Genomic DNA, 22,148 nt, shown 5'->3' on the forward strand with positions numbered 1-22,148 from the left:
AAAAGTCAACGTCATTAGGCTCATGATCCGGGTTGTCGCGAGAGCCTGATTGAGACAGACTTGAGGCATGTTTGAAGCAAGTGTTGATACGCAATTCGGAACGCTGGTTGTCGTCGAAAAAGATGATGCCATCGTCACCATTCGCTGGGGTAAGACGGCGCGGAATGATGACACGCCGTTGCTCCGCAGGGCCGTGCGCCAGATTGCCGAATACGATGCGGGAACGCGCGAGGTGTTCGAGCTGCCGCTGCGCGTTGAAGCTTCGAAATTTCAGCGCGATGTTTGTGATGCGATTTACGCCATCCCGTTTGGGGATACCTGCACCTACGGCGACATTGCCAAGGCACTGAATGTGCCAGCGCAATCTGTAGGGCAGGCTTGCGGCGGCAATCCCATTCCGATTGTCATCCCGTGCCACCGTGTCATGGGGGCGAAGGGTCTGACAGGATTCTCCGGCGCTGGCGGCGTTGAGACAAAGGTGGCGCTGCTACGCCACGAAAAGGCTGCGGGCCTGTTGATCTGAAACAACAGCGGCTCCGGAAATCAGATTTCGCGGGTCTTTGAGAGCAGTTGCTGCGCCACGCCCGCCCCCAGCAAATACACTGATGTGGCAACCAGCCCCCAATGCGCCCAGCTTTGCGGGTGAAAATCCACCCAGGCGGCCCATCCGGCAAAGAACGTCCAGGCCATTGCAACGGGCAGGGTCACCGGGCGCCATCTCTCCGTGCGAACCGGGTGCACGAATTTGAGGGGCAGGAACATGGCGACCGCAAGAACGGTTACCAAGGCCAGTGACACCCAGAAGTTAGGTTGCAGGGCAAAGATGACCAGCACCAGCATATTCCAGCAGCCGGGGAATCCTGAAAAGGAATTATCCTTTGTTTTCATCCGCGTGTCTGCAAAATACATCGCCGATGCGAAGGTGATGATGATAATGGCGAACCAGCCTGTCCACCCATCCATCAAGCCGGATTTGAAGAGCGCAAAGGCTGGAATGAACACGTAAGTCAGGTAGTCGATGATCAGATCCAGCAGCACCCCGTCAAATTCGGGCGCATTGGTTTTGACATTATATTGCCGGGCCAGCGGCCCATCGATCCCATCTACGAAAAACGCGACCACCAGCCACAGGAACATCAGATCCCATTTGGCATCGACCGCGGCCAGCATCGCCAGCATCGCAAAGACGGCACCTGTGGCAGTAAGAAGATGCACGCCAAGCGCGCGTAGTCGTAGTGTCATGTCCTGTTCTTGCCGCATGCGGAGATCGGATGCAAAAGGAAAAGGCCCACCGCGCGGAACGATGGACCTTGAATATTCAAAAAATCTCTTGAGTTACTGGCTGATACGCACTTCTTCGAGCGGATAGGCCAGCGAGTCCTGATCTTCCCAACCGGTATGGCAGTCGTGACAGAAGGACTGTTTGAACTTCATCGGTTTGCCGTTGGGCTGCAGACCGCCATAGAGCCAGTCATCCGTCTCGGGCGCTCCACCTGCTGCCAGCTTGGTCATGATGAACAGCGGGCCGGGCCGGGCCGCCTTTTTCTTTTTGCTGATGGTGATGCTTTCCTTGGCGAGAATAGAGCCGACGGGCATTTCCACGCCCTCCTCGGCGAACTTGAGGTATTGCTCGGCGGCAACGTCATTGGCGAATGTCTGAAGCAAACGGTTGCCATGAGGGCCCGCAACGGCGGGGCGTGTCGAGGTCACGGCCCAGCTGCGATAGTTGCTGCCAATTTCGTCACCCTGTTTGGCATAGCCTGTCGCCATCGCGTCTTTCACACAATCATAGAGGGCCACCACCTGTGTCTCATCGAGATCAAAGGCGCTTTCAACATCTACGGGGCAATCCGCAGCGTATCCCGCTGTGGCAGTCAAGGAAAAGGCCATGGCGGAAATGGCTAGGCTGAAACGTGTCATAGGGTCCCTCAGGTGATGATTTTTACATGCGGCCGAATGCCGCGCATCGAGGGTTGCACGATTTCTGCCGTGAATGCAGTAAACGTTCGTGCACAATACTGTGAAAGTCGTTTCAAGCTTTGGGATGCGCCCGGTCGTAGACTTCCATCAGGCGGGCGGTGTCGACGGCTGTGTAGGCCTGGGTTGTCGACAACGAGGCATGTCCCAGCAATTCCTGAATGGCGCGCAGATCGCCGCCCGCATCCAGCAGATGGGTGGCAAAGCTGTGGCGCATGGCATGGGGGGTGGCCGTGGCCGGCAGCCCAAGTTGCATGCGTCCCCGTGCCATCACCTTCTGAATGGCGCCCGGGGCCAGCGGGCCACCCCGAACCGCGCGAAAGAGCGGCGCGCGCGCGCCCATCGGGTAGGGGCAAAGCCTGATGTAGGCATCCACGGCGCTTCGCGCGGCGGGTACAACCGGAACAATCCGTTCCTTGTCGCCCTTGCCGATGATCCTCAAGACATCCGGCAGCGGTGCGTCCCCCCCGGTCAAGCCCAGGGCTTCAGAGATGCGAAGCCCACAACCCCAAAGCAGAGTGACGACGGCCACGTCGCGGGCGGCAACCCATGGCTTTTCAGATTGCATTTCGATGGCGTCGATCAGATCCTTTGCCGCCGACACCGCCAAGGGGCGCGGCAGCTTCTTTTGAAACTTCGGCGCCCGCGTCGAAAGCACCGCGGTGGGCTCGAAGCCTTCGCGCTCCGACAGCCAGCGGTAAAACGCTTTGACAGCAGAGAGCTTTCGGGCGAGCGAACGTGCCCCGATGCCAGCGCCGCGCGTGCGCGCCATCCATGCGCGCATGTCTGTCACACTGATCCGCGCCAAGGCAGACAGTCCCTGACTTTCAGATTTGTATTCGGTGATGAAGGCCAAGAACTCTGTCACATCGCCCTGGTAGGCGATCACCGTGTTTTCGGATGCGCCCTTGAGAGCACGTTGGTGATCCAGCCAGGTGGCCAGAGCATCGCGGGCGGCGGGGCTGATCAGGCTCATGACAGCCAGCGGCGCATCACCCTTTCAAATACGCCGGTGAAAAAGACCAGAAGATCCGTGCCCTGCTGAGGCCCGAACATATGCGGGTCTTCCGCGCCCAGCACCAGCATGCCTGGAAGGCGGCCGTTGCCAAAATCAAGTCTCAGGCAGGCTTCTGATCTGATCCAATCGGATTTCTCCCCGTAAATCTCCGCCGATGCATTCTGTACCTGGCGCAGCGTGACCTGTCGCGATCCGCCGGGGCGGCCCTGAGTGACGTAATCTTCCACGAACCCCGGTTCCGTGGCCGCCACAACCTCCCCAAGGGACTTCAGAACCAGATCCATGTCATCTTGAGCGGTTTCCAGCACGAGCCGAACTGCATCGACGCGCAATATCTCGGCAACCTCACCACTGAGGTTCTCAAGAAAGCCCTCGAATGCTGCTGGATCGAGAAGGCGCAATATAGCGCGGTGAATCTGATTGGTGCCGGCGAGGTTTTCGTAAGCGGCGGCAATGACCGAGCGATGGGTGTCTTCCAGACGGTCCAACCGCGTTTCCATGCGCTCCATCGCGATGCCGCGCAGATCGACAATATTTGCGCCCATGGACCTTTCGTTGGCGGCGACCAGAGCGTTCATCAGGTCCTTGTCGTTGAGAATGACATCGGGTTGCGAGATGATCGCCTCTCGCAGGGCGTCTTCGATTTTTGGGTTGCTGCTCATGACATGCTCTTTATTTTTTCGAGACTTATAGCACGGGCTTCATCTCAAATCTGCCATGAAATTGGAAAGTTGGCGCAACCTGTCCTTGGGTGTTGCCATTCTGTGCCAACGCCCGATGAGGCGTTGGCCGATCTTGCAGCGTTTTGCGGGTTCAGAGGATGTTCTGGCCGGTTTTGGCCCAATCGGCCATGAACTGTTCCAGGCCTTTATCGGTCAGCGGGTGCGACGCGAGTTTCTTGATCACCTCCGGGGGCGCCGTCATGACGTCGGCACCGATCAGGGCAGCTTCCTGTACGTGATTGACGGACCGGATGGAGGCCGCAAGGATTTCGGTCTCAAAGCCGTAGTTGTCGTAGATCGTGCGGATGTCCTGAATAAGGTCCATGCCATCGAGGTTGATATCGTCCAGACGCCCGATGAACGGGCTGATGAATGTGGCCCCCGCCTTGGCCGCCAAAAGCGCCTGATTGGCCGAAAAGCATAGCGTCACGTTGACCATTTTACCTTCACCAGACAGCACTTTACAGGCCTTCAGGCCGTCCCATGTCAGGGGCAGTTTGACGGTGATATTGGGCGCGATCTCGGCCAACTTGCGCCCCTCGGCGATCATCGCTTCGGCTTCCATTGCGACCACTTCGGCGCTTACGGGGCCTTCTACGATCCCGCAAATCTCCTTGGTCACCTCTAGAATATCCCGGCCCGATTTGAGGATCAGCGAAGGGTTCGTCGTCACCCCGTCGACCATGCCCAGATCGTTGAGTTCGCTAATCGCTTGTGTGTCGGCTGTGTCGACAAAGAATTTCATCGGTGCAGTTCCTTTCAAAGAGTTATGTGAACGCTAACATGTTTCACTCTTGCGCTTGGCTTTACCGCATGATCTGCGATGCTTAAACCCTCAATTGCCCATATTTTTCGGAGCGCCCGCGTTGAGTCTGCCGCAATTCTACGATCCTGGAGACCTGGTCGGCGTGCTCACCACGCAGCCTTTGGGGCGTGCGCTGGACTACCGCGCCCCTGAAGGCGGGTGCCATCTGGGCGCTTTTGTAGAGGTGCCGCTGGGCCCGCGCAAGGTCATCGGTGTCGTTTGGGGGGCGGGCAAGGGCGACTACGACCTTTCAAAGATCAGATCGGTGATCCGGGTACTTGATGCGGCTCCCATGCGCGCGGAAATGCGCAGTTTTCTGGAGCGCGCGGCAGATTATACCCTGACGCCCATGCCCGCGATGCTGCGTCTGGCAACCCGTGCGCCGGGCTTGGGTGACCCGCCGTCGATGCGCAAGATTTACCGTCGCGGACCGGGTGAGCCGGATAAAATGACCGCCGCACGCCGCAAGGTTCTGGACGCGCTCAGCGCTTACGGTGATCTGGCTTTCACGCTCAAGGAACTGGCGGAGATGGCCGGGGTTGGCCCTTCGGTGGTCAAGGGGCTGGTGGCGCAAGGGGCGGTCGCGGAAGAGGACAGCCCCCGTGATCTGCCCTTTGCGCGGCTTGATCCTGACCTGCCCGGCAAGGAATTGACCGACGAACAGACCGAAGGTGCCGCACAGCTATCGCACGCGGTACGATCAGAAAAATACGGCACAACCCTGCTGCGCGGGGTGACCGGATCGGGCAAGACCGAAGTTTACCTCGAAGCGGTCGCGGCTGCCTTGCGCGCGGGGCGGCAGGCGCTTGTGCTGTTGCCGGAGATTGCCTTGACGGCGGAATTCCTCACTCGGGTTCAGGAACGCTTTGGCGCCAAACCGGCGGAATGGCATTCCGGTGCTACGATGACAGAACGCAGGCGCATCTGGCGCATGGTCGGGCAAGGTAAAGCGCAACTGGTCATTGGCGCGCGTTCGGCGCTGTTTTTGCCGTTTCAGAATCTCGGTCTGATCGTGGTCGATGAAGAGCATGACACGTCCTACAAGCAGGAAGAGGGCGTGCTTTACAATGCGCGCGACATGGCGGTGCTGCGTGCCTCGATCTGCGGGGCGCAGGTGGTGTTGGCCTCGGCCACACCCAGTCTGGAAAGCTGGGCCAATGCGCAGGCGGGCAAATACAACCGGCTGGAACTGACCTCCCGCTTTGGTCCGGCGGTCATGCCGGAAATGCGTGCGCTTGATATGCGTTCGGAGGGGTTGCCCTCCGATCGCTGGGTGTCTGAGCAGTTGAAGACGCAGGTTGAGGCGCGGCTGGCGGCTGGCGAACAATCGCTGCTTTTCATCAACCGCCGGGGCTATGCGCCGATCACGCTTTGCCGGGCGTGCGGGCACCAGATCGGCTGTGACGATTGTGACGCGCGCATGGTCGAGCACCGGTTCCTCAAGCGGCTGGTCTGCCATCAGTGCGGCGAGACCAAACCCATGCCCACGATTTGCCCCTCCTGCGATGCCGAAGGACGTCTGGCCCCGGTCGGTCCGGGGGTTGAGCGTCTGGGCGAAGAAGCAGCCGCCCTTTTCCCCGATGCGCGGATCGCAACCCTGAGTTCGGACATGTACGGCTCCGCGCGGGCTTTGAAGGCGGAGATCGAAGGGATCGCCGAAGGGGCCGCCGACATCATCATCGGCACGCAACTGGTGGCCAAGGGGCACAATTTCCCCAAACTCACACTGGTTGGGGTGATTGATGCTGATCTGGGCCTGCAGGGGTCGGATCTGCGCGCGGCGGAACGGACATTTCAACTGATGCGGCAAGTGGCGGGCCGGGCCGGACGGGCGGAGAAACCCGGTACAGCGCTTTTGCAGACCTACCAGCCCGAACACCCCGTGATCCGCGCTATTCTGGCGGGTGATGAAGACCGTTTCTGGGCGGCGGAAGCGCGCGAGCGGGAAGCGGCGGGCGTGCCGCCCTACGGGCGCATGGCAGGTATCATCCTCAGCGGGCCGGATGTTGCGAAAGTCTTTGATGCGGGCAATCTGCTGGCCCGTCAGGATGCGCCGCTGCGGTCGATCGGTGCGCAGGTTTTTGGGCCTGCGCCAGCCCCCATCGCGCGCGTGCGCGGGCGGCACCGTGTCAGATTGCTGGTCAAGGCGGAAAAATCGGCACCCTTACAAGACGCGCTGGCCCGCTGGGTCGCGCAGGTGCCGCTGAAGGGCGACCTGCGACTGGCCGTGGATATCGACCCGCAGAGTTTCTACTGACCACAATTGCAGTCTGAACGCCCCGTGGCGACGACCACGCTCTGCCGAAGAGTGCATTTGAGCCTGTTTGGTTGTGCCTTTTTGCACCTCGCCAAAGCGCGGCAAAAGGCATAAGGCTCTCATATGTCTCCGCTTCGTAATATCATGGCGCTGGATGTGGCGCAGGGCCTGCCGCTCTGGCGTCGCCCCACGACGCTTTTGTTCTTGATGGCGTTTGCCATGCCGGTTGCGTTTTACACATGGTATGCGCTGCTGAATAATTTCGTGAAGGAAATGGCGTCATTCGACGGCGCGGACATCGGGTTGCTGCATACGGTGCGGGAAATCCCGGGCTTTCTTGCCGTCGGCGTGATCGCGGTCATCATTTTCATGCGCGAACAGGTGCTGGGCCTCGTATCGCTCATGCTGCTGGGGGCGGCCACGGCTTTGACCGCGCAGTTCCCGCAACTGACCGGCATCCTGATCCTGACCTTTCTCAGTTCGGTGGGGTTTCACTATTACGAGACCGTCAACCAGTCGCTGCAGTTGCAATGGCTGCCCAAGGACCGTGCCCCACAGATATTGGGGTGGATCATGGCCACCGCCTCTGCGGCGACATTCATCGTTTATTTCATCATCATGATCCTCTGGGAGCCCCTGGGGCTGACCTATAACCTTGTCTTCATGGTGGGCGGCGGGATCACCTGCGCCATCGGCCTGTTTGCCCTGCTGGTCTACCCGCAGTTCGAAGCGCCACATCCGCAGATCAAGAAAATGGTCCTGCGGCGGCGCTATTGGCTCTACTACGCGCTGCAGTTCATGTCCGGCGCGCGGCGGCAGATATTCATGGTTTTCGCCGGTTTCATGATGGTCGAAAAATTCGGCTTCGAGGTGCATGAAGTTGTCGGCCTCTATCTCATAAACCTCGTGATCAACATGTGCGTGGCACCTTTCCTTGGGCATATTGTGGCCCGGTTCGGCGAGCGCAACGCGCTCGTTTTCGAATACACTGGGCTTGTCTGCGTCTTTCTGGCCTACGGTGGCGTCTACTTCTTTGACTGGAGCTTTCATGTTGCGGCCTTCCTCTATGTGATCGATCACATGTTTTTCGGCCTCGCATTGGCCATGAAGACCTATTTCCAGAAAATCAGCGATCCTGGTGACATCGCGCCCACTGCTGCCGTGGCCTTTACCATCAACCATATTGCGGCAGTGTTTTTGCCGGTCCTGCTGGGGCTTTTGTGGCTGGTCTCGCCTGCTGCGGTGTTTTTGCTGGCGGCGGGCATGGCCAGCGTGTCCCTGACGCTTGCCACCTTGATCCCCCGCCATCCCGAAAAGGGCAATGAGACGGTCTTTTCCGGCAGAATAACCGCTGCCGCGGAGTGAAAAACCGGCGTTACAAGAGCTGCCTCTCCGGTAATTCCGATGCGCGGGCGCGGCCCACCCGCGGGTTGTCTGCTTGACCTTCGCAAGCGCTGGCCCTAGGCGATCAGGAAAATCCCGGAGACGCTGATGCCAACCTTCACCGCCCTGACCACCGTGACCGGAAAAGCCGCCGCCGAAAAACTGGGCGATGCAATGGCGCATCTGGATCCTGAACCCACCGGGATTGGGGTCTTTGAGGTCGAAGACGATTCTGGCCTTTGGGAAGTGGGCGGGTATTTCACCGAAAGCCCTGACGACACCGCGCTGACCCTGCTGACAACGGCGATGGGTGCCAACCCTTTCGTGATATCCGAGCTGCCGGAAACCGATTGGGTTGCCCATGTGCGTCGTGAACTCGCCCCTGTCGAAGCAGGTCGGTTTTTCGTCTACGGGGCGCATGATGCCGATAAGGTTCCCGAAGGCGTTGAGCCGCTGTTGATCGAGGCCGCAATGGCGTTCGGTACCGGCCACCACGGCACGACGCTGGGTTGCCTGAAGGCGCTGGACCGATTGGCAGAGACCGGGTTTCAGGGGCAGCAGGTTGCAGATATCGGATGTGGTACTGCGGTGCTGGCCATGGCGGCGGCGCGGCTCTGGCCGATACATGTGCTTGCCAGCGATATTGATGAGGTGGCTGTCGAGGTAGCGCGGGCGAACGCCAGCGCCAATGGGCTTGAGGATCGTATTTCCTGCCTTGAAGCCGCCGGGTTTGATCATCCGGATTTGCGGAGCGCGCGTCCCTTCGATCTGGTTTTTGCTAACATTCTCAAAGGTCCGCTGGTCGCGCTGGCACCGGAAATGGCAAATCATCTCAGACCCGGCGGATACGCGATTCTGTCCGGTATTCTGAATGAGCAGGCCGATGATATCATTGCGGTTTATGCGCAAGTTGGCATCAATCTCGTAAGTCGGGATGAGATTGTTGACTGGACAACGCTTACTTTAAGTAGAGAACTGCCTTAATCGCCCCAGTTTTGCCACATTTGGCCAATTTGCCTTGAATTTGTCATGCATTCCAATCAATTTCGATCGTAGTCGGGTGGGGGCCTGATGGTCAGGAGAGTGTGATGTCCGATACATTCGCTCAATTCGAAAAACGCATTGCCGTGGTGAGTGATAAGCACCGTCAGCTGGCACGGGGCTATGTCGCAAAGCTTGGTGATGACGGGTTGATCACCGTTGAGCCCAAACGCGCGAGATTTCCGATCCGGCCCCGCGCAATCGTTTTTACCGTAGCGGGTGTTCTGGTATTTAAATCCCTGATGATGGCGTCGACAGGCCTTGGCATCTATGAAAGCCGGGTCGAAGCCCTCGCCGACGGGACCGTTTTTGAACGCGCAGCCGGATGGGCGATGCAAGCTGACCCCGTTTCGCGCTACCTGGCGGAGAACATTACCAAAGCGCTGCCCTGAATGAGTACGAACGGCTCTCTCGGCTGTTCGAGTGTGTGAACGAACGTCCCTCCAAAGGTGTTCATTTGTTAAAAAAGCCGCTTCTCCGATTGTCGGAGAAGCGGCTTTTCCTTTTAGCGCGTGATTGTTTAGACCTGCGCCTTAGCGAATGATGTTGCTGTCTGCGACATAATCGATGTCGGAACGGCTCAGCCCGATATCGTCCAATTCACGATCAGACAGAGAGCTCAGCGCATTGCGGGTAACGCGCGCATCGTTCCAGGCAACAACCGAAGAGATCGTGTCGTTCAGGAAGCCGAAGAAACGGCTTACAACAGATGCAGTGCCGTATGTGGTGCGGGTGGTGTCAAAAAAAGCCATTGTAGCCGTCCTTAGTTTTGAATGTGAACCGGTCTTGCCGGTGTGTGATGAGGGGCAGATAGGACCTGTCTGAAAGTTGAGCAAGGTGAGAAAACGCATGTTTGATATGCGCTATTTGCATAGGTCGAAAATGCGGTTAACCCATGGTAAACAAAAAGAAATAGATTGACATGACGCGTCGAAAACAGACTTGGAAATGCCGTTTTCCGGCCTCAAGGACGCTGCCAGCGCATAGGTCTTCTCTGCGAGCTGGAAAAAAGGAAGCGCTTGGCCCGTGTTCGCCTTTCGTGCTAATGCGTAAAATAAGAAACAAAATGTCAGGGCAGGGCCTATGATACGGGTAATCGGCATCGATCCGGGGTTGCGAAACCTTGGCTGGGGCGTCGTTGACGTTGTGGGAAGCAAGGTTTCTCACGTCGCGAACGGCATTTGTGTCTCCAAGGGAGATGATCTGGCGCAGCGGCTTTTGTCATTGCACGGGCAATTGACCCGTATCATCGCACAATTTGGCCCACAGGAAGCGGCCGTGGAACAGACCTTCGTGAATAAGGACGGAGCAGGTACGCTGAAACTGGGGCAGGCGCGCGGGATTGCCATGCTGGTGCCGGCGCAGGCTGGGCTGGTCATCGGCGAATATGCCCCCAACAAGGTCAAGAAGGCTGTTGTGGGTGTCGGCCATGCTGATAAGGGCCAGGTTCTGCACATGGTGCGGATGCAATTGCCCGGTGCGGAAATTGCCGGACCGGATGCGGCTGACGCGCTGGCGATCGCAATCTGTCATGCTCATTACAGCGGTGCCGATGGTCTGCGAGCGGCCATCGAAAGGGCGGGCGCATGATTGGCAAGATCGCGGGGCGCATCGATTACAAGAGCACCGATCACCTGTTGGTCGACGTGCGTGGGGTCGGCTATCTCGTCTATTGTTCGGAGCGCACATTGGCCAGCCTGCCCGGCCCGGGTGAGGCGGTTGCGCTTTTTACCGACCTGCTGGTGCGCGAGGACGTGCTGCAGCTATTTGGCTTTGCGACACTGGCGGAAAAGGAATGGCATCGGTTGCTGACCTCCGTTCAAGGGGTGGGTGCCAAAGCGTCGCTGGCAATTCTCGGAACGTTGGGTCCGGACGGTGTGAGCCGCGCCATCGCTCTGGGGGACTGGAATGCGGTCAAAGCGGCGAAAGGCGTCGGGCCAAAGATTGCGCAGCGGGTTGTGCTTGATCTCAAGGACAAGGCTCCGGGCATTATGGCGATGTCGGGGGGATTGACGGCTGCAACCGGCGATGTGCCCGCAGAGGTGATTGAACCAACGATGGTGCAAACGGCATCCGCAGCGCCGGTAACTGCGTCGTCGCAGGCCGATGCTCTCTCGGCGCTGGCCAATCTGGGCTATGCGCCCGGTGATGCCGCGGGAGCCGTTGCGCAAGCGGCGGGAGAAAACCCCGATGCACAGACACCAGCACTGATCCGCGCGGCCTTGAAACTTCTGGCACCAAAGAACTAAGGGGACCTGAGCCTTGCAGGAGAGCAGATGAGCGACATTGATCCCACCGTGCGGCCGGAACCATTGCCAGAGGATGTGGATCGTGCCCTGCGCCCGCAGATGCTGGAGGAATTCGTCGGGCAGGCGGAGGCGCGCGCCAATTTACGTGTTTTTATCCAATCTGCCCGGCAGCGTGGCGAAGCGATGGATCACACGCTGTTCCATGGCCCGCCGGGGCTGGGCAAGACCACGCTGGCGCAGATCATGGCGCGCGAGCTGGGCGTGGGGTTCCGCATGACCAGCGGGCCGGTTCTGGCCAAAGCCGGTGATCTGGCGGCCATTCTGACCAACCTAGAGGCACGCGACGTCTTGTTCATTGACGAAATTCACCGGCTCAATCCGGCGGTTGAAGAGGTACTTTACCCCGCGCTGGAAGATTTCGAACTGGATCTGATCATCGGGGAGGGGCCCGCCGCACGTACCGTGCGGATTGAGTTGCAACCGTTCACGCTGGTGGGGGCCACGACCCGGATGGGTTTGCTGACCACGCCCTTGCGTGACCGCTTCGGCATTCCGACGCGTTTGCAGTTTTATACCGAAGATGAATTGTTCATCATCATTGATCGAAATGCCCGAAAGCTGGGCGCGCCTGCCGATGAAAGCGGCGCGCGAGAGATTGCCCGCCGCGCCCGGGGCACGCCGCGCATTGCAGGGCGGTTGCTGCGCCGCGTGGTGGATTTCGCCATCGTCGAAGGGGATGGTCGGGTGACCCGTGAACTGGCGGATATGGCCTTGACCCGCCTCGGGGTCGATCATCTGGGGCTTGACGGCGCGGACCGGCGTTATCTGCGGTTGATTGCAGAGAACTACGCAGGTGGCCCAGTGGGTATTGAGACCATGAGTGCGGCCTTGAGTGAAAGCCGTGATGCGCTGGAAGAGGTGATTGAACCCTTCCTGCTGCAACAAGGGTTGATTCAGCGGACCCCGCGCGGGCGGATGCTGGCGCAAAAAGGCTGGAGCCATCTCGGCTTGACGCCCCCCAAATCGCAGAGCGACCTGTTTGGACGCTGACTGACCCTCTCAAGAAGAGTGCACCATTGATGCAAGCAGATGACATTGAAGCATTGTTCACCCGTGAAACCGGCGCCTACTACTTTGCGCGCTGGGGCAGACCTATCGCGCCGATTGTCTTTGGTGTGACCGATGAAACGCTGGCCGTGGTCAAGGGCGCCTTGGAGGCGGTCATGGTTCTTTCGGGTCACAAAATGGCCGAGACGGACCCTGAATTGGGCAGCAACCTGATGATCTTCTTTTTCCGCGAATGGGATGAATTGCCCCAGGTGCCCGATCTTGATCGGCTCATTCCCGAACTCGGGCCGCTGCTCGACAAGCTCAAGGCGGCGGATGCCAATCAATACCGGATTCTCCATTTTGACCCGAATGAGGCCATCAAAGCCTGTTTTGTGTTCCTGCGCATGGATGCGGAACTGAGCGCTGTACCTGCGGAAACACTGGCGCTGAGCCAGATCGTGCAATCCATCCTTCTGTGGTCGGATACCGCCTTTCGCACGACCTCACCTTTGGCGGTGCTGGGAGGCAAGACGATCCTGCGACCGGAAATTTCCACGTTGATCCGTGCCGCCTATGATCCGGTCCTGCCCGCTTGCGCGCGCGATCCGAGCCATGCTCTGAGGCTTGCCGCGCGCATCGGGCAAATGCAATAACCGGGATCAACTGTCCGATCACCGGACAAAGGATATCTGATGCACCGGTTTCCCATTCGCGTTTACTATGAAGACACCGATATGGCAGGCATTGTCTATTACGCCAATTATCTGCGCTATATTGAGCGCGCGCGCAGCGATTGGGTGCGTGAGATCGGGATTGACCAACTGGCGATGAAGGCTGAGGGAAACGTTTTCGCGGTCAGGCGCGTTGAGGCTGATTATGTCCAGCCCGCGCTGTTTGATGACGCGCTGGAGGTGCAGACAAGGCTGATCCAGCTCACGCCTGCGCGCATGGTCATGGCTCAGAATGTGCTTCGGCAAGAGGCGCTGATTTTTGCCGCGAAAGTCACAATCGCCTGCATCGGGGCCAATGGAAAGCCCAGCAGATTGCCAGCAAAACTCCGCTCAATGCCGATTAGCGACCCCTCCTGACAGCATAGTGATAGCAATCCTGGTTGTTCTTCGCTAGAATCGCGTGAAATTGAGGTCGGCTAAACGACCCTGAGCGGTGAAAAGTTAAAGAGCAGGCATCATGGAAGCAGAAACGCTAGCATTGGCGCAGGAGATTGATTTCTCCTTCTGGGGGCTGTTTGCCCGCGCAACACTCCTCGTCAAACTTGTGATGATCATGTTGATTGTTGCCTCCTTCTGGTCATGGTCGATCATCGTGATGAAGCTGATCGTCTATCGAAAAGCCCGCGCCGAGGCAGCCGAGTTTGACCAGTCCTTCTGGTCCGGGGAGCCGCTCGATGGTCTGTTTGAAACCGTGGGGCCGGCACCCTCTGGCAGTTCGGAAAAAATCTTCGCCGCCGGCATGACCGAATGGCGACGCTCGCACCGCGATGACGGCGGGTTGATAGCGGGGGCGACCTCGCGCATCGACCGGTCGATGGATGTGGCGATCAACAAGGAAGCGGATTACCTGCGTGGCGGGTTGACCGTTCTGGCAACGGTTGGGTCTTCCGCGCCCTTCATCGGGCTTTTCGGCACGGTGGTGGGCATCATGAATGCTTTTATTGAGATTGCCGAACAGCAGAATACCAATCTGGCCGTGGTAGCACCAGGCATTGCCGAGGCGCTGCTGGCCACGGGTCTGGGGCTGCTGGCCGCGATCCCGGCGGTGATCTTTTACAACAAGCTGAGTGCGGATTGCGACAAGATCCTGTCGGGTTATGAAGCCTTCGCCGATGAGTTCGCCACCATCCTCAGCCGCCAGTTGGACAGTTGACCGATGGGCGCGGGTGTCATCCAGAACCAGGGCGGCGAGGGCACACGTCGCAGGCGTCGCGGGCGCGGCAAGCCGCAGCCCATGTCGGAAATCAACGTCACGCCTTTTGTGGATGTGATGCTGGTGCTGCTGATCATTTTCATGGTCGCGGCCCCGCTGTTGACGGTGGGCGTGCCGGTTGAACTGCCCAAAACCGCCGCAGGCGCGCTGCCTGCCGATCAGGAAGAACCGCTGACCATCACGATTACTGCAGAAGGCAGCCTGCAAATCCAGACGACGGAAACCGCACGGGGCGAACTGATCCCGAAACTGCGGGCGATTGCGGCAGAACGGACAAGTGATCAGGTGTTCCTGAGGGCTGATGGGGCGGTTCCTTACGCGCAGGTGATGGAGGTCATGGGCGCACTGAATGCCGGTGGCTTTGCCAACATCGGTCTGGTCACGGATATCGGCGGACCAACGCTTGACGGTCAGGATGGCACCGCCGGTGGTGCGGGTCAGTAGGGCCGCGGTGCATACCGGTCACTATATCTCAGGCGCGGGGCATCTGGCTTTGATCGGCTGGCTGATCTTTGGGGATGTGTTTGCTGCTGAACCGCTACCCTTCGAGGCCAGCACCGTTTCGGTGATTTCCGGTGCCGAATACGCGGCTATGGTGGCGGCTGGTCGGGCCCCGCAATCGACGACCGAAGTGGCGCAACCTTCAAGCCCGGAAGTGACCCCGGAAGCCCCCGAAATAGCGGCCACCGAAGATAGCGTTGCGGATCAAAGCCCGCCCGAACAGACCGAAGCGCCCAGTAACGAAGAAGCGCCGGATGTCTCGGAGCTCGCGCCGTTGCCACAGGCTGAGGTGAGTGACCAAGCGCCTGTATTGCCTGAACCGCCCGCCGATGTGGCGGTGCTGGTGCCCGAAGTCAGCGACCGTCCCGTGCCGCAAGCCGCCGAACGTGTGGCCCCTGAGGCGGTTGCCCAACCCGAGCCCGAAGCGACACCCGACGCGGTTGAGCAGGAAGCTGTGAGGCCTGACCAAACTGGTGACACACCGCAGGATCCGGTTGAAGCAACGGCACCGGAAGCCGCCGCGACAGAGATCGTCACCGAAGCAGAAGAGCCAAGCGCTGCACCGGTGCCCACCAAACGGCCGCCTGCCCGCCGCCCGGATCCACCGGTCCAACAGGTAGCGCAGCCGACCGAGACCGCCGAACCCTCAGCCCCGGCTGAGGACACAACAGAAGATGCTGTTGCATCGGCGCTGGCCGAAGCACTTGCGACGGAATCGTCAGCACCGTCCACGCCGCAGGGCCCGCCGCTTTCAGCAGGGGAGAAGGATGCCTTGCGGGTTGCCGTATCAAATTGCTGGAATGTCGGCTCGCTTTCAACCGATGCGCTGAACACCACGGTGGTGGTATCGGTGGCCATGACACAGGACGGCAAGCCTGTAACATCGTCCATTCGGATGAACTCAAGCTCCGGTGGAACAGAACAGGCGGCGCGTCAGGCATTTGAGGCGGCACGCCGCGCAATTATCAGATGTGGCGCAAAAGGTTTCGATTTACCCGTAGAAAAATATAGTCAGTGGCAGGATATTGAGATGACCTTCAATCCCGAAAGGATGCGGATCAAATGAGATTTCTGGGTATGGTATTGCTCGCAGCGCTGGGGCTGATGTCCCTTACGGCGGGATTTGCAGGCGCGCAAAGCAGCGGCCCCTTGCGCATCGAAATCACCGAAGGCGTGATTGAACCCTTGCCCTTCGCCTTGCCGGTTTTCCAGGCCGAAACGGGGGATGCGACAGGCGTTGCGGCGCAGATCAGTCAGGTTGTTTCCGCCGATCTCGTGGGTACCGGGCTTTTTCGTGAAATTCCGGCGACGGCCTTTATCAGCACCGTAAGCAATTTCGCTGATCCGGTGCAATATGCCGATTGGAAAGCAATCAATGCTCAGGCGCTGATCACTGGCGCCGTGGCGGTGCAGGGCAACCAGCTTACGGTGAAGTTTCGCCTCTATGACGTATTCTCCGGTGCGGAGATGGGATCGGGATTGCAATTTTCCGGCACGCCTGAGGGCTGGCGGCGTATGGCGCATAAGGTCGCCGATGCCGTTTACAGCCGGATCACGGGCGAGGGGGGGTATTTTGACAGCCGCGTTGTTTACGTATCCGAGACCGGCAGCAAGGACGCTCGCCAGAAACGCCTGGCTATCATGGATTACGACGGTGCCAATGTGCAGTTTTTGACGGACAGCAGCGCCATCGTTCTGGCCCCGAGATTTTCGCCAAATGGCGACCGCGTGATCTATACCAGCTATGAGACCGGCTTTCCGCGCATCTACCTGCTCGACGTCGGATCGGTCCAGCGCCGCGTCCTTGAAAATCAGGAAGGCACGATGAGTTTTGCGCCGCGTTTTGCGCCTGACGGGCAGAATATTGTGTTCTCGCTCAGCCAGGGTGGCAACACCGATATCTACGCGATGAATGTCGGCGGCGGAGGGACACAACGCCTGACATCCGCGCCTTCCATCGAGACCGCGCCCAGTTTTTCGCCTGACGGCAGCCAGATTGTGTTTGAGAGTGACCGGTCCGGATCCCAGCAACTCTACATCATGCCCGCAGGTGGTGGTGAGGCGCGCCGTATATCCTTCGGACCGGGCCGCTATGGCACGCCGGTCTGGTCGCCACGCGGGGATCTGATCGCCTTTACCAAACAAAACGGCGGGCGCTTCCATATTGGTGTGATGCGTACCGATGGGGCCGAGGAACGGTTGTTGACCGCCTCCTTCCTCGATGAGGGGCCAACCTGGGCACCAAACGGGCGGGTCATAATGTTTACCCGCGAATCCCAAGGGGCCAGCGGCAGCTCCACGCTTTATTCTGTTGATATTTCAGGACGCAATCTGCGGCCTGTGCGGACCCCTGATGGCGGCTCTGACCCGTCGTGGTCGCCTTTGCTGAAGTAAGACATCTGAAATCGTTCCCATGGGCGTGCGCCTGTGGTAAAAAGACCCCAAAATAACAATTCCAACACGGAACACATGAGGCAGTGAACATGAAACCAACAGCGAAAATTCTTCTTCTCGTCGCCGGGCTGGCCCTGGCGGCTTGCACCAATCCGGGCCGATTTGGGGCGGATGGATCAACCGGCGGGGTCGGAGGGGGCAGCGGTGGTGCGATTGTCCCCGGCAGCGCCAATGACCCGACCTCAACGGCCTACTTCAACCAGACCATTGGCGACCGCGTTCTTTTCGCGGTGGACCAGTCCGACCTGACACCGGAGGGGCGCGCGGTTCTTGATGGCCAGTCCAGCTGGTTACTGACGAATACCGATTTTACAGCGATCATCGAGGGCCACGCAGATGAACAGGGCACCCGTGAATATAACGTTGGTCTGGGCGCGCGCCGGGCAAATTCCGTGCGGGAATACCTGATCTCCAAAGGGGTGGCGGGTAATCGGTTGCGGACCGTGAGCTACGGTAAGGAACGCCCCATCGAGATTTGTTCCAACGAGGCCTGCTATGCCAAGAACCGCCGCGCGGTCACTGTGCTGGCGGGCGGTCTGACAGGCTGATCCGATGCGCATCTTTGTCGCCCTTGCCCTCGTGATCCTGTTGCAGCCGGTTGAAACGGCCGCGCAGGATCAGCAGACACTTGCGGACATCCGCCAGGAGATGACGGTGCTCTATGTGGAAATCCAGAAACTCAGGCGGGAGCTGTCAACCACTGGGTCACCCTCGGTGCAAACCTCCGGCGGGTCGGTGCTGGATCGCATGAATGTCATCGAAGCAGAGATGCGGCGATTGACCTCAAAAACCGAAGAGTTGGAATTCCGGATCAACCGCATTGTCGAGGATGGCACCAACCGTATCGGCGATCTGGAGTTCCGACTGGTCGAGCTTGAAGGGGGGGACATCGCGGCATTGGGTGAGACTACAACTCTGGGCGGTGATCTGCCTGCCGGGACCGAGACGACTACGGGGGCTGCGACACTGCCCGCGGCCACTGATCTTCCTGGCAACGGTATTCAGCTTGCGGTCGGGGAAGAGGAGGATTTCAAAAAAGCTCAATCTGCTTTGGCGGAGGGCAATTTCCAGCAGGCGGCAGATCTTTTTGCGACCTTCACGCAAACTTATCCGGGCGGACCACTGGCGGCGGGCGCTGATCTGGGACGCGGCGAAGCGCTGGAAGGCTTGGGAGATACGCGTGAGGCAGCACGCGCCTACCTGAGCAGTTTCAGCGTTGACCCAACAGGACCGGTTGCCGCGCAATCACTATTTCGCCTGGGCAGATCTCTGGGCGGGCTGGGACAAACACAGGAGGCCTGCGTGACGCTCAGCGAAGTCGGTGTGCGGTTCCCATCCGATCCGGTTGTCGCCGAGGCTCAGGCAGAGATGCAATCGCTGGGCTGTGCGTAACGGCGCATCGCGAGACCTGAGGGAGGCGGTCGCGCAGCACCTTCCGCCGGACCTGCCAAATCGGTTGGGCGTCGCGGTATCGGGCGGCGGCGATTCCGTCGCTCTGCTTCATCTGCTGCATGAGATTGCGCAAAACCACAGGCTCCAGCTTTGCGCGGTGACCGTCGATCACGGCCTGAGGGCGGAATCAGAGGCCGAGGCCGCTTTTGTGGCGGCGCTTTGCGCTGATCTCGATATTCCACACGAGGTTCTTCGCTGGGACGGCTGGACCGGGCAGGGCAATCTGCAGAACGCAGCACGAGAGGCGCGTTACAACCTGATCGCCGCTTGGGCAAAGTCTCAACAGCTTTCCCATGTTGCTCTTGGCCATACACAGGATGATCAGGCCGAAACGGTTCTGATGCGGCTGGCGCGCGGTGCGGGTGTGGACGGTCTGGCGGCAATGGGTCCAAGCCGCACACGGGATGGGGTCACCTGGCTGCGCCCGTTATTGCAGGTCTCAAGGGCCAGTTTGCGCGAGATGTTGCAGGACCGCGAAATCCGCTGGTGTGAAGATCCCAGCAATGACGACCTGAGCTTTGATCGTATCAAACTGCGTCAGGCGCTTACGGTTCTTGAACCGCTGGGCATCAGCGCCGCCGCGCTTTCGCAAGTGGCCGACAACATGGCGCGGACACGTATCGCTCTGAATGCGCATGCGGTCTCAGCCGCGAGAAGGATTACTACGGAACAGGCGGGCGCGCTTAAGGTCGATTGGTCCGGTTTTGACGCCTTGCCCGCTGAAACCGCGCGCCGCATCATGATCCGCGCCTTGCAATGGATTAGCGGTGCAGGATACGCGCCGCGCGGCAGGTCCGTGCGAAAGCTGATGGACGGTCTCAGGGCTGGTCATAACGGCACGCTGGAAGGATGTCATGTCATCCGGTCCAAGGGGTCCATTTGGATATGTCGCGAGCTTGACCCGGTCCGGCATCTGTCTTGCGACATCGCGGAAGTATGGGACAACCGGTGGCAATTGACCTCAAAGGCGGATGAGATCGACCAGCCAGATGCCGGGCTGCGCATTGCGGCGCTTGGGGAGCGCGGCCTGCGGGATTCTCCGCAATGGCGCGCGTTGGGTTACCCCCGCGAGGTGCTGCTGGTGACGCCAGCGGTCTGGAAAGACGATCAATTGGTTGCCGCCCCCCTTGCAGGAACCGCCACGCGATGGCATGCGACGTTGGTGAAAGGCGAAAAAGCATTCTTTGACGCACTTTTATCGCATTGAACCTCGGCGCGCAGTGTCTATCTTAAGCGCGTGGTGGTATCATTGCGATCCGCACCACGCGCATTTTTAGGAGAATTTCCTTGGGTAACGCACGTAACATCGCCTTCTGGGTCGTCTTGTTCCTCCTGATCCTGGCATTGTTCAATCTGTTCAGTGGTCCCGGCAACACGCTGCAAAGCCGCGAGATCAGCTATTCCGAGTTTGTGAATGCGGTTGAATCAGGAGAGGTCAGCAACGTCACACTGGATGGCGAGCAGGTTCGTTTCCGCCGTGCTGATGGCGCCGACTATATCGCGATCAAGCCGGAAGACGCTGAAATCACGAACCTTTTGATCGACAACAACATTACGGTTCGTGCGGAACAGCAACAGCAATCGGGTTTCCAGACCTTTCTGATGTCGCTCTTACCTTTCCTGCTATTGATCGGTGTCTGGGTTTATTTCATGAACCGGATGCAGGGCGGTGGCAAAGGCGGGGCGATGGGTTTTGGAAAATCCAAGGCCAAGATGCTGACCGAAAAACACGGTCGGGTCACCTTTGACGATGTTGCGGGAATCGATGAGGCCAAGGAAGAGCTTGAGGAAATCGTCGAGTTTCTGCGTAATCCGCAGAAATTTAGTCGATTGGGCGGTAAAATTCCGAAAGGAGCTTTGCTTGAAGGCCCTCCCGGTACCGGTAAAACGCTGTTGGCGCGTGCCATTGCAGGCGAAGCTGGCGTGCCGTTTTTCACAATTTCGGGATCGGATTTCGTTGAAATGTTTGTGGGTGTCGGTGCGTCCCGTGTCCGCGACATGTTTGAACAGGCGAAAAAGAATGCGCCCTGTATCGTTTTCATTGACGAGATTGATGCTGTTGGCCGTCACCGGGGGGCTGGCTACGGCGGCGGCAATGATGAGCGTGAACAGACACTCAACCAGCTGCTGGTGGAGATGGATGGCTTTGAGGCCAACGAAGGGGTGATCATCATCGCGGCCACCAACCGTAAAGACGTGCTTGACCCCGCGCTGCTGCGCCCGGGCCGCTTTGACCGTCAGGTGACCGTTGGTAACCCGGACATCAAGGGCCGCGAGAAAATCCTTGGTGTCCACGCGCGCAAGACACCACTGGGTCCGGATGTAGATTTGCGCATCATTGCCCGGGGAACACCGGGCTTCTCGGGGGCGGATCTGGCAAACCTCGTCAATGAGGCGGCGCTTGGGGCAGCCCGCGTCGGTCGGCGCTTTGTCACGATGATCGATTTCGAGAGTGCCAAGGACAAGATCATGATGGGGGCAGAGCGCCGCTCCATGGTTATGACGCCTGAGCAGAAAGAAATGACCGCCTATCACGAAGCGGGACATGCGCTGGTGGGGATCAAGCTGCCGAAATGTGACCCGGTCTACAAGGCGACAATCATCCCGCGCGGCGGGGCCCTGGGGATGGTGATGAGCTTGCCGGAAATGGACCGTCTGAACATGTTCAAGGATGAATGTCACCAGCGTCTGGCCATGACCATGGCGGGCAAGGCGGCGGAAATTCATAAATACGGCCCCGATGCCGTGTCCAATGGGCCAGCGGGGGACATCATGCAGGCCTCGGGCCTTGCGCGCGCGATGGTATTGCGTTGGGGAATGTCCGACAAAGTGGGCAACATTGACTATTCCGAAGCCGCCGAAGGCTACCAGGGGAATACCGCTGGCTTCTCGGTCTCAGCCAACACCAAAGAGCTGATTGAGGAAGAGGTCCAGAAGTTCATTCAGGACGGATACGATTGGGCGCTTAAGATTATCACCGAAAATGAGACTGAATTTGAACGTCTCGCGCAGGGTTTACTGGAATACGAAACACTGACCGGTGACGAGATCAAGCGGGTGATGAATGGTGAGCCGCCTGTACCGCCTGCGGATGAAGAGGATAAGCCCGACAGCGGCTCGACCCCAAGCGTGACCGGCATTCCAAAGGCCAAAGCCAAAGCCAAGAAAGCGCCACCCTCGGATGATGGTTTGGAGCCGGAACCAACGGTCTGATCACGAAAAACGATTTTTCCTTCACAAAAGATCATAGGGCCCTGCGCAGCGCAGGGCCTTTTCTTTTGCGCCTCTATTTGCT

The 22,148-nt window shown here is 59.1% G+C and carries 24 protein-coding genes; 18 read left to right on the top strand and 6 right to left on the bottom strand.

Annotation, left to right across the window (positions count from 1 at the left end):
• Positions 1-67 precede the first annotated feature (67 nt).
• Positions 68-523: a methylated-DNA--[protein]-cysteine S-methyltransferase gene (locus ACOTTU_RS00660; protein ID WP_425655682.1), complete on the top strand. Its 456-nt coding sequence runs from the start codon at positions 68-70 to the stop codon at positions 521-523.
• A gap of 20 nt (positions 524-543) precedes the next feature.
• On the opposite strand, the gene ACOTTU_RS00665 is transcribed toward ACOTTU_RS00660, so the two are convergent.
• From ACOTTU_RS00665 to fsa, 5 genes are all read right to left on the bottom strand, one after another.
• Positions 544-1,242, bottom strand: a complete 699-nt coding sequence (locus tag ACOTTU_RS00665; protein ID WP_425655683.1) for a CDP-alcohol phosphatidyltransferase family protein — start codon at positions 1,240-1,242, stop codon at positions 544-546.
• Positions 1,243-1,335: 93 nt separating this feature from the next.
• Entirely contained in the window at positions 1,336-1,920 is a 585-nt protein-coding gene (locus tag ACOTTU_RS00670; protein ID WP_298919747.1) for a cytochrome P460 family protein, read from the bottom strand.
• A 112-nt stretch (positions 1,921-2,032) separates the two neighbouring features.
• Entirely contained in the window at positions 2,033-2,953 is a 921-nt protein-coding gene (locus ACOTTU_RS00675) for a tyrosine recombinase XerC (RefSeq protein WP_425655684.1), read from the bottom strand.
• On the bottom strand, positions 2,950-3,657 hold the full coding sequence (locus ACOTTU_RS00680; RefSeq protein ID WP_425655685.1) for a DUF484 family protein: 708 nt from the start codon (positions 3,655-3,657) through the stop codon (positions 2,950-2,952). The genes ACOTTU_RS00675 and ACOTTU_RS00680 overlap by 4 nt, the downstream gene beginning before the upstream one ends.
• Positions 3,658-3,808: 151 nt before the next feature.
• Positions 3,809-4,462: a fructose-6-phosphate aldolase gene (fsa, locus tag ACOTTU_RS00685; protein WP_298919741.1), complete on the bottom strand. Its 654-nt coding sequence runs from the start codon at positions 4,460-4,462 to the stop codon at positions 3,809-3,811.
• Between the two features lie 121 nt (positions 4,463-4,583).
• Between fsa and ACOTTU_RS00690 the strand changes: the two genes are divergently transcribed.
• The 4 genes from ACOTTU_RS00690 to ACOTTU_RS00705 all read left to right on the top strand — a co-directional run bounded on the left by ACOTTU_RS00690 (position 4,584) and on the right by ACOTTU_RS00705 (position 9,595).
• Complete coding sequence (locus ACOTTU_RS00690; RefSeq protein ID WP_425655686.1) at positions 4,584-6,779, top strand: primosomal protein N'; 2,196 nt, start codon at positions 4,584-4,586, stop codon at positions 6,777-6,779.
• A 123-nt stretch (positions 6,780-6,902) separates the two neighbouring features.
• The gene (locus ACOTTU_RS00695; protein WP_425655687.1) at positions 6,903-8,144 is read left to right on the top strand and encodes an MFS transporter; all 1,242 of its coding nucleotides are present in this window, start codon (positions 6,903-6,905) and stop codon (positions 8,142-8,144) included.
• 126 nt (positions 8,145-8,270) lie between these two features.
• The gene (locus ACOTTU_RS00700; protein ID WP_425655688.1) at positions 8,271-9,146 is read left to right on the top strand and encodes a 50S ribosomal protein L11 methyltransferase; all 876 of its coding nucleotides are present in this window, start codon (positions 8,271-8,273) and stop codon (positions 9,144-9,146) included.
• A gap of 104 nt (positions 9,147-9,250) precedes the next feature.
• Positions 9,251-9,595 (top strand): hypothetical protein, encoded by a 345-nt coding sequence (locus ACOTTU_RS00705; protein WP_425655689.1) that lies wholly within the window; start codon positions 9,251-9,253, stop codon positions 9,593-9,595.
• Positions 9,596-9,736: 141 nt separating this feature from the next.
• Here the strand turns inward: ACOTTU_RS00705 and ACOTTU_RS00710 are convergent, their stop codons facing one another.
• Positions 9,737-9,955, bottom strand: coding sequence for a DUF1127 domain-containing protein (locus ACOTTU_RS00710; RefSeq protein ID WP_425655690.1), 219 nt, complete (start codon positions 9,953-9,955; stop codon positions 9,737-9,739).
• A 331-nt stretch (positions 9,956-10,286) separates the two neighbouring features.
• On the opposite strand from ACOTTU_RS00710, the gene ruvC reads away from it, so the two are divergent.
• From ruvC to ftsH, 13 genes are all read left to right on the top strand, one after another.
• Positions 10,287-10,793 carry a crossover junction endodeoxyribonuclease RuvC gene (gene ruvC, locus ACOTTU_RS00715; protein ID WP_298919730.1) on the top strand — a complete coding sequence of 169 codons (507 nt, stop codon included), beginning with the start codon at positions 10,287-10,289 and terminating at the stop codon, positions 10,791-10,793.
• A complete protein-coding gene (gene ruvA / locus ACOTTU_RS00720; RefSeq protein ID WP_425655691.1) occupies positions 10,790-11,452 on the top strand; it encodes a Holliday junction branch migration protein RuvA in 663 nt (220 codons plus the stop codon). The genes ruvC and ruvA overlap by 4 nt, the downstream gene beginning before the upstream one ends.
• A gap of 27 nt (positions 11,453-11,479) precedes the next feature.
• A complete protein-coding gene (ruvB, locus tag ACOTTU_RS00725) occupies positions 11,480-12,502 on the top strand; it encodes a Holliday junction branch migration DNA helicase RuvB (protein WP_425655692.1) in 1,023 nt (340 codons plus the stop codon).
• Positions 12,503-12,531: 29 nt separating this feature from the next.
• A complete protein-coding gene (locus tag ACOTTU_RS00730) occupies positions 12,532-13,155 on the top strand; it encodes a hypothetical protein (RefSeq protein ID WP_425655693.1) in 624 nt (207 codons plus the stop codon).
• A 36-nt stretch (positions 13,156-13,191) separates the two neighbouring features.
• Complete coding sequence (ybgC, locus tag ACOTTU_RS00735; RefSeq protein ID WP_425656427.1) at positions 13,192-13,590, top strand: tol-pal system-associated acyl-CoA thioesterase; 399 nt, start codon at positions 13,192-13,194, stop codon at positions 13,588-13,590.
• Positions 13,591-13,690: 100 nt separating this feature from the next.
• Positions 13,691-14,386 (top strand): protein TolQ, encoded by a 696-nt coding sequence (tolQ, locus tag ACOTTU_RS00740; protein WP_298919722.1) that lies wholly within the window; start codon positions 13,691-13,693, stop codon positions 14,384-14,386.
• 3 nt (positions 14,387-14,389) lie between these two features.
• Positions 14,390-14,890, top strand: a complete 501-nt coding sequence (tolR, locus tag ACOTTU_RS00745) for a protein TolR (protein WP_298919720.1) — start codon at positions 14,390-14,392, stop codon at positions 14,888-14,890.
• On the top strand, positions 14,862-16,013 hold the full coding sequence (locus ACOTTU_RS00750) for an energy transducer TonB (RefSeq protein WP_425655694.1): 1,152 nt from the start codon (positions 14,862-14,864) through the stop codon (positions 16,011-16,013). The genes tolR and ACOTTU_RS00750 overlap by 29 nt, the downstream gene beginning before the upstream one ends.
• Positions 16,010-17,341: a Tol-Pal system beta propeller repeat protein TolB gene (gene tolB, locus ACOTTU_RS00755; protein WP_425655695.1), complete on the top strand. Its 1,332-nt coding sequence runs from the start codon at positions 16,010-16,012 to the stop codon at positions 17,339-17,341. Before ACOTTU_RS00750 ends, tolB begins: the two co-directional genes overlap by 4 nt.
• Before the next feature lie 89 nt (positions 17,342-17,430).
• On the top strand, positions 17,431-17,949 hold the full coding sequence (gene pal / locus ACOTTU_RS00760; RefSeq protein ID WP_298919716.1) for a peptidoglycan-associated lipoprotein Pal: 519 nt from the start codon (positions 17,431-17,433) through the stop codon (positions 17,947-17,949).
• A gap of 4 nt (positions 17,950-17,953) precedes the next feature.
• Complete coding sequence (gene ybgF / locus ACOTTU_RS00765; protein ID WP_425655696.1) at positions 17,954-18,793, top strand: tol-pal system protein YbgF; 840 nt, start codon at positions 17,954-17,956, stop codon at positions 18,791-18,793.
• Positions 18,786-20,060: a tRNA lysidine(34) synthetase TilS gene (tilS, locus tag ACOTTU_RS00770; protein ID WP_425655697.1), complete on the top strand. Its 1,275-nt coding sequence runs from the start codon at positions 18,786-18,788 to the stop codon at positions 20,058-20,060. Before ybgF ends, tilS begins: the two co-directional genes overlap by 8 nt.
• 80 nt (positions 20,061-20,140) lie before the next feature.
• A complete protein-coding gene (gene ftsH / locus ACOTTU_RS00775) occupies positions 20,141-22,066 on the top strand; it encodes an ATP-dependent zinc metalloprotease FtsH (RefSeq protein WP_425655698.1) in 1,926 nt (641 codons plus the stop codon).
• Positions 22,067-22,148 lie beyond the last annotated feature (82 nt).

This window comes from Roseobacter sp. EG26 (assembly GCF_049830555.1).
Lineage (GTDB): Bacteria > Pseudomonadota > Alphaproteobacteria > Rhodobacterales > Rhodobacteraceae > Roseobacter.

Bases quoted from the DNA above. Each gene is read 5' to 3' on its own strand.
- ACOTTU_RS00660 (WP_425655682.1), top strand. From the start codon at position 68: ATGTTTGAAGCAAGTGTTGATACGCAATTCGGAACGCTGGTTGTCGTC.
- ACOTTU_RS00665 (WP_425655683.1), bottom strand. From the start codon at position 1,242: ATGACACTACGACTACGCGCGCTTGGCGTGCATCTTCTTACTGCCACA.
- ACOTTU_RS00670 (WP_298919747.1), bottom strand. From the start codon at position 1,920: ATGACACGTTTCAGCCTAGCCATTTCCGCCATGGCCTTTTCCTTGACT.
- ACOTTU_RS00675 (WP_425655684.1), bottom strand. From the start codon at position 2,953: ATGAGCCTGATCAGCCCCGCCGCCCGCGATGCTCTGGCCACCTGGCTG.
- ACOTTU_RS00680 (WP_425655685.1), bottom strand. From the start codon at position 3,657: ATGAGCAGCAACCCAAAAATCGAAGACGCCCTGCGAGAGGCGATCATC.
- fsa (WP_298919741.1), bottom strand. From the start codon at position 4,462: ATGAAATTCTTTGTCGACACAGCCGACACACAAGCGATTAGCGAACTC.
- ACOTTU_RS00695 (WP_425655687.1), top strand. From the start codon at position 6,903: ATGTCTCCGCTTCGTAATATCATGGCGCTGGATGTGGCGCAGGGCCTG.
- ACOTTU_RS00700 (WP_425655688.1), top strand. From the start codon at position 8,271: ATGCCAACCTTCACCGCCCTGACCACCGTGACCGGAAAAGCCGCCGCC.
- ACOTTU_RS00705 (WP_425655689.1), top strand. From the start codon at position 9,251: ATGTCCGATACATTCGCTCAATTCGAAAAACGCATTGCCGTGGTGAGT.
- ACOTTU_RS00710 (WP_425655690.1), bottom strand. From the start codon at position 9,955: ATGGCTTTTTTTGACACCACCCGCACCACATACGGCACTGCATCTGTT.
- ruvC (WP_298919730.1), top strand. From the start codon at position 10,287: ATGATACGGGTAATCGGCATCGATCCGGGGTTGCGAAACCTTGGCTGG.
- ruvA (WP_425655691.1), top strand. From the start codon at position 10,790: ATGATTGGCAAGATCGCGGGGCGCATCGATTACAAGAGCACCGATCAC.
- ruvB (WP_425655692.1), top strand. From the start codon at position 11,480: ATGAGCGACATTGATCCCACCGTGCGGCCGGAACCATTGCCAGAGGAT.
- ACOTTU_RS00730 (WP_425655693.1), top strand. From the start codon at position 12,532: ATGCAAGCAGATGACATTGAAGCATTGTTCACCCGTGAAACCGGCGCC.
- tolQ (WP_298919722.1), top strand. From the start codon at position 13,691: ATGGAAGCAGAAACGCTAGCATTGGCGCAGGAGATTGATTTCTCCTTC.
- tolR (WP_298919720.1), top strand. From the start codon at position 14,390: ATGGGCGCGGGTGTCATCCAGAACCAGGGCGGCGAGGGCACACGTCGC.
- ACOTTU_RS00750 (WP_425655694.1), top strand. From the start codon at position 14,862: ATGGCACCGCCGGTGGTGCGGGTCAGTAGGGCCGCGGTGCATACCGGT.
- tolB (WP_425655695.1), top strand. From the start codon at position 16,010: ATGAGATTTCTGGGTATGGTATTGCTCGCAGCGCTGGGGCTGATGTCC.
- pal (WP_298919716.1), top strand. From the start codon at position 17,431: ATGAAACCAACAGCGAAAATTCTTCTTCTCGTCGCCGGGCTGGCCCTG.
- ybgF (WP_425655696.1), top strand. From the start codon at position 17,954: ATGCGCATCTTTGTCGCCCTTGCCCTCGTGATCCTGTTGCAGCCGGTT.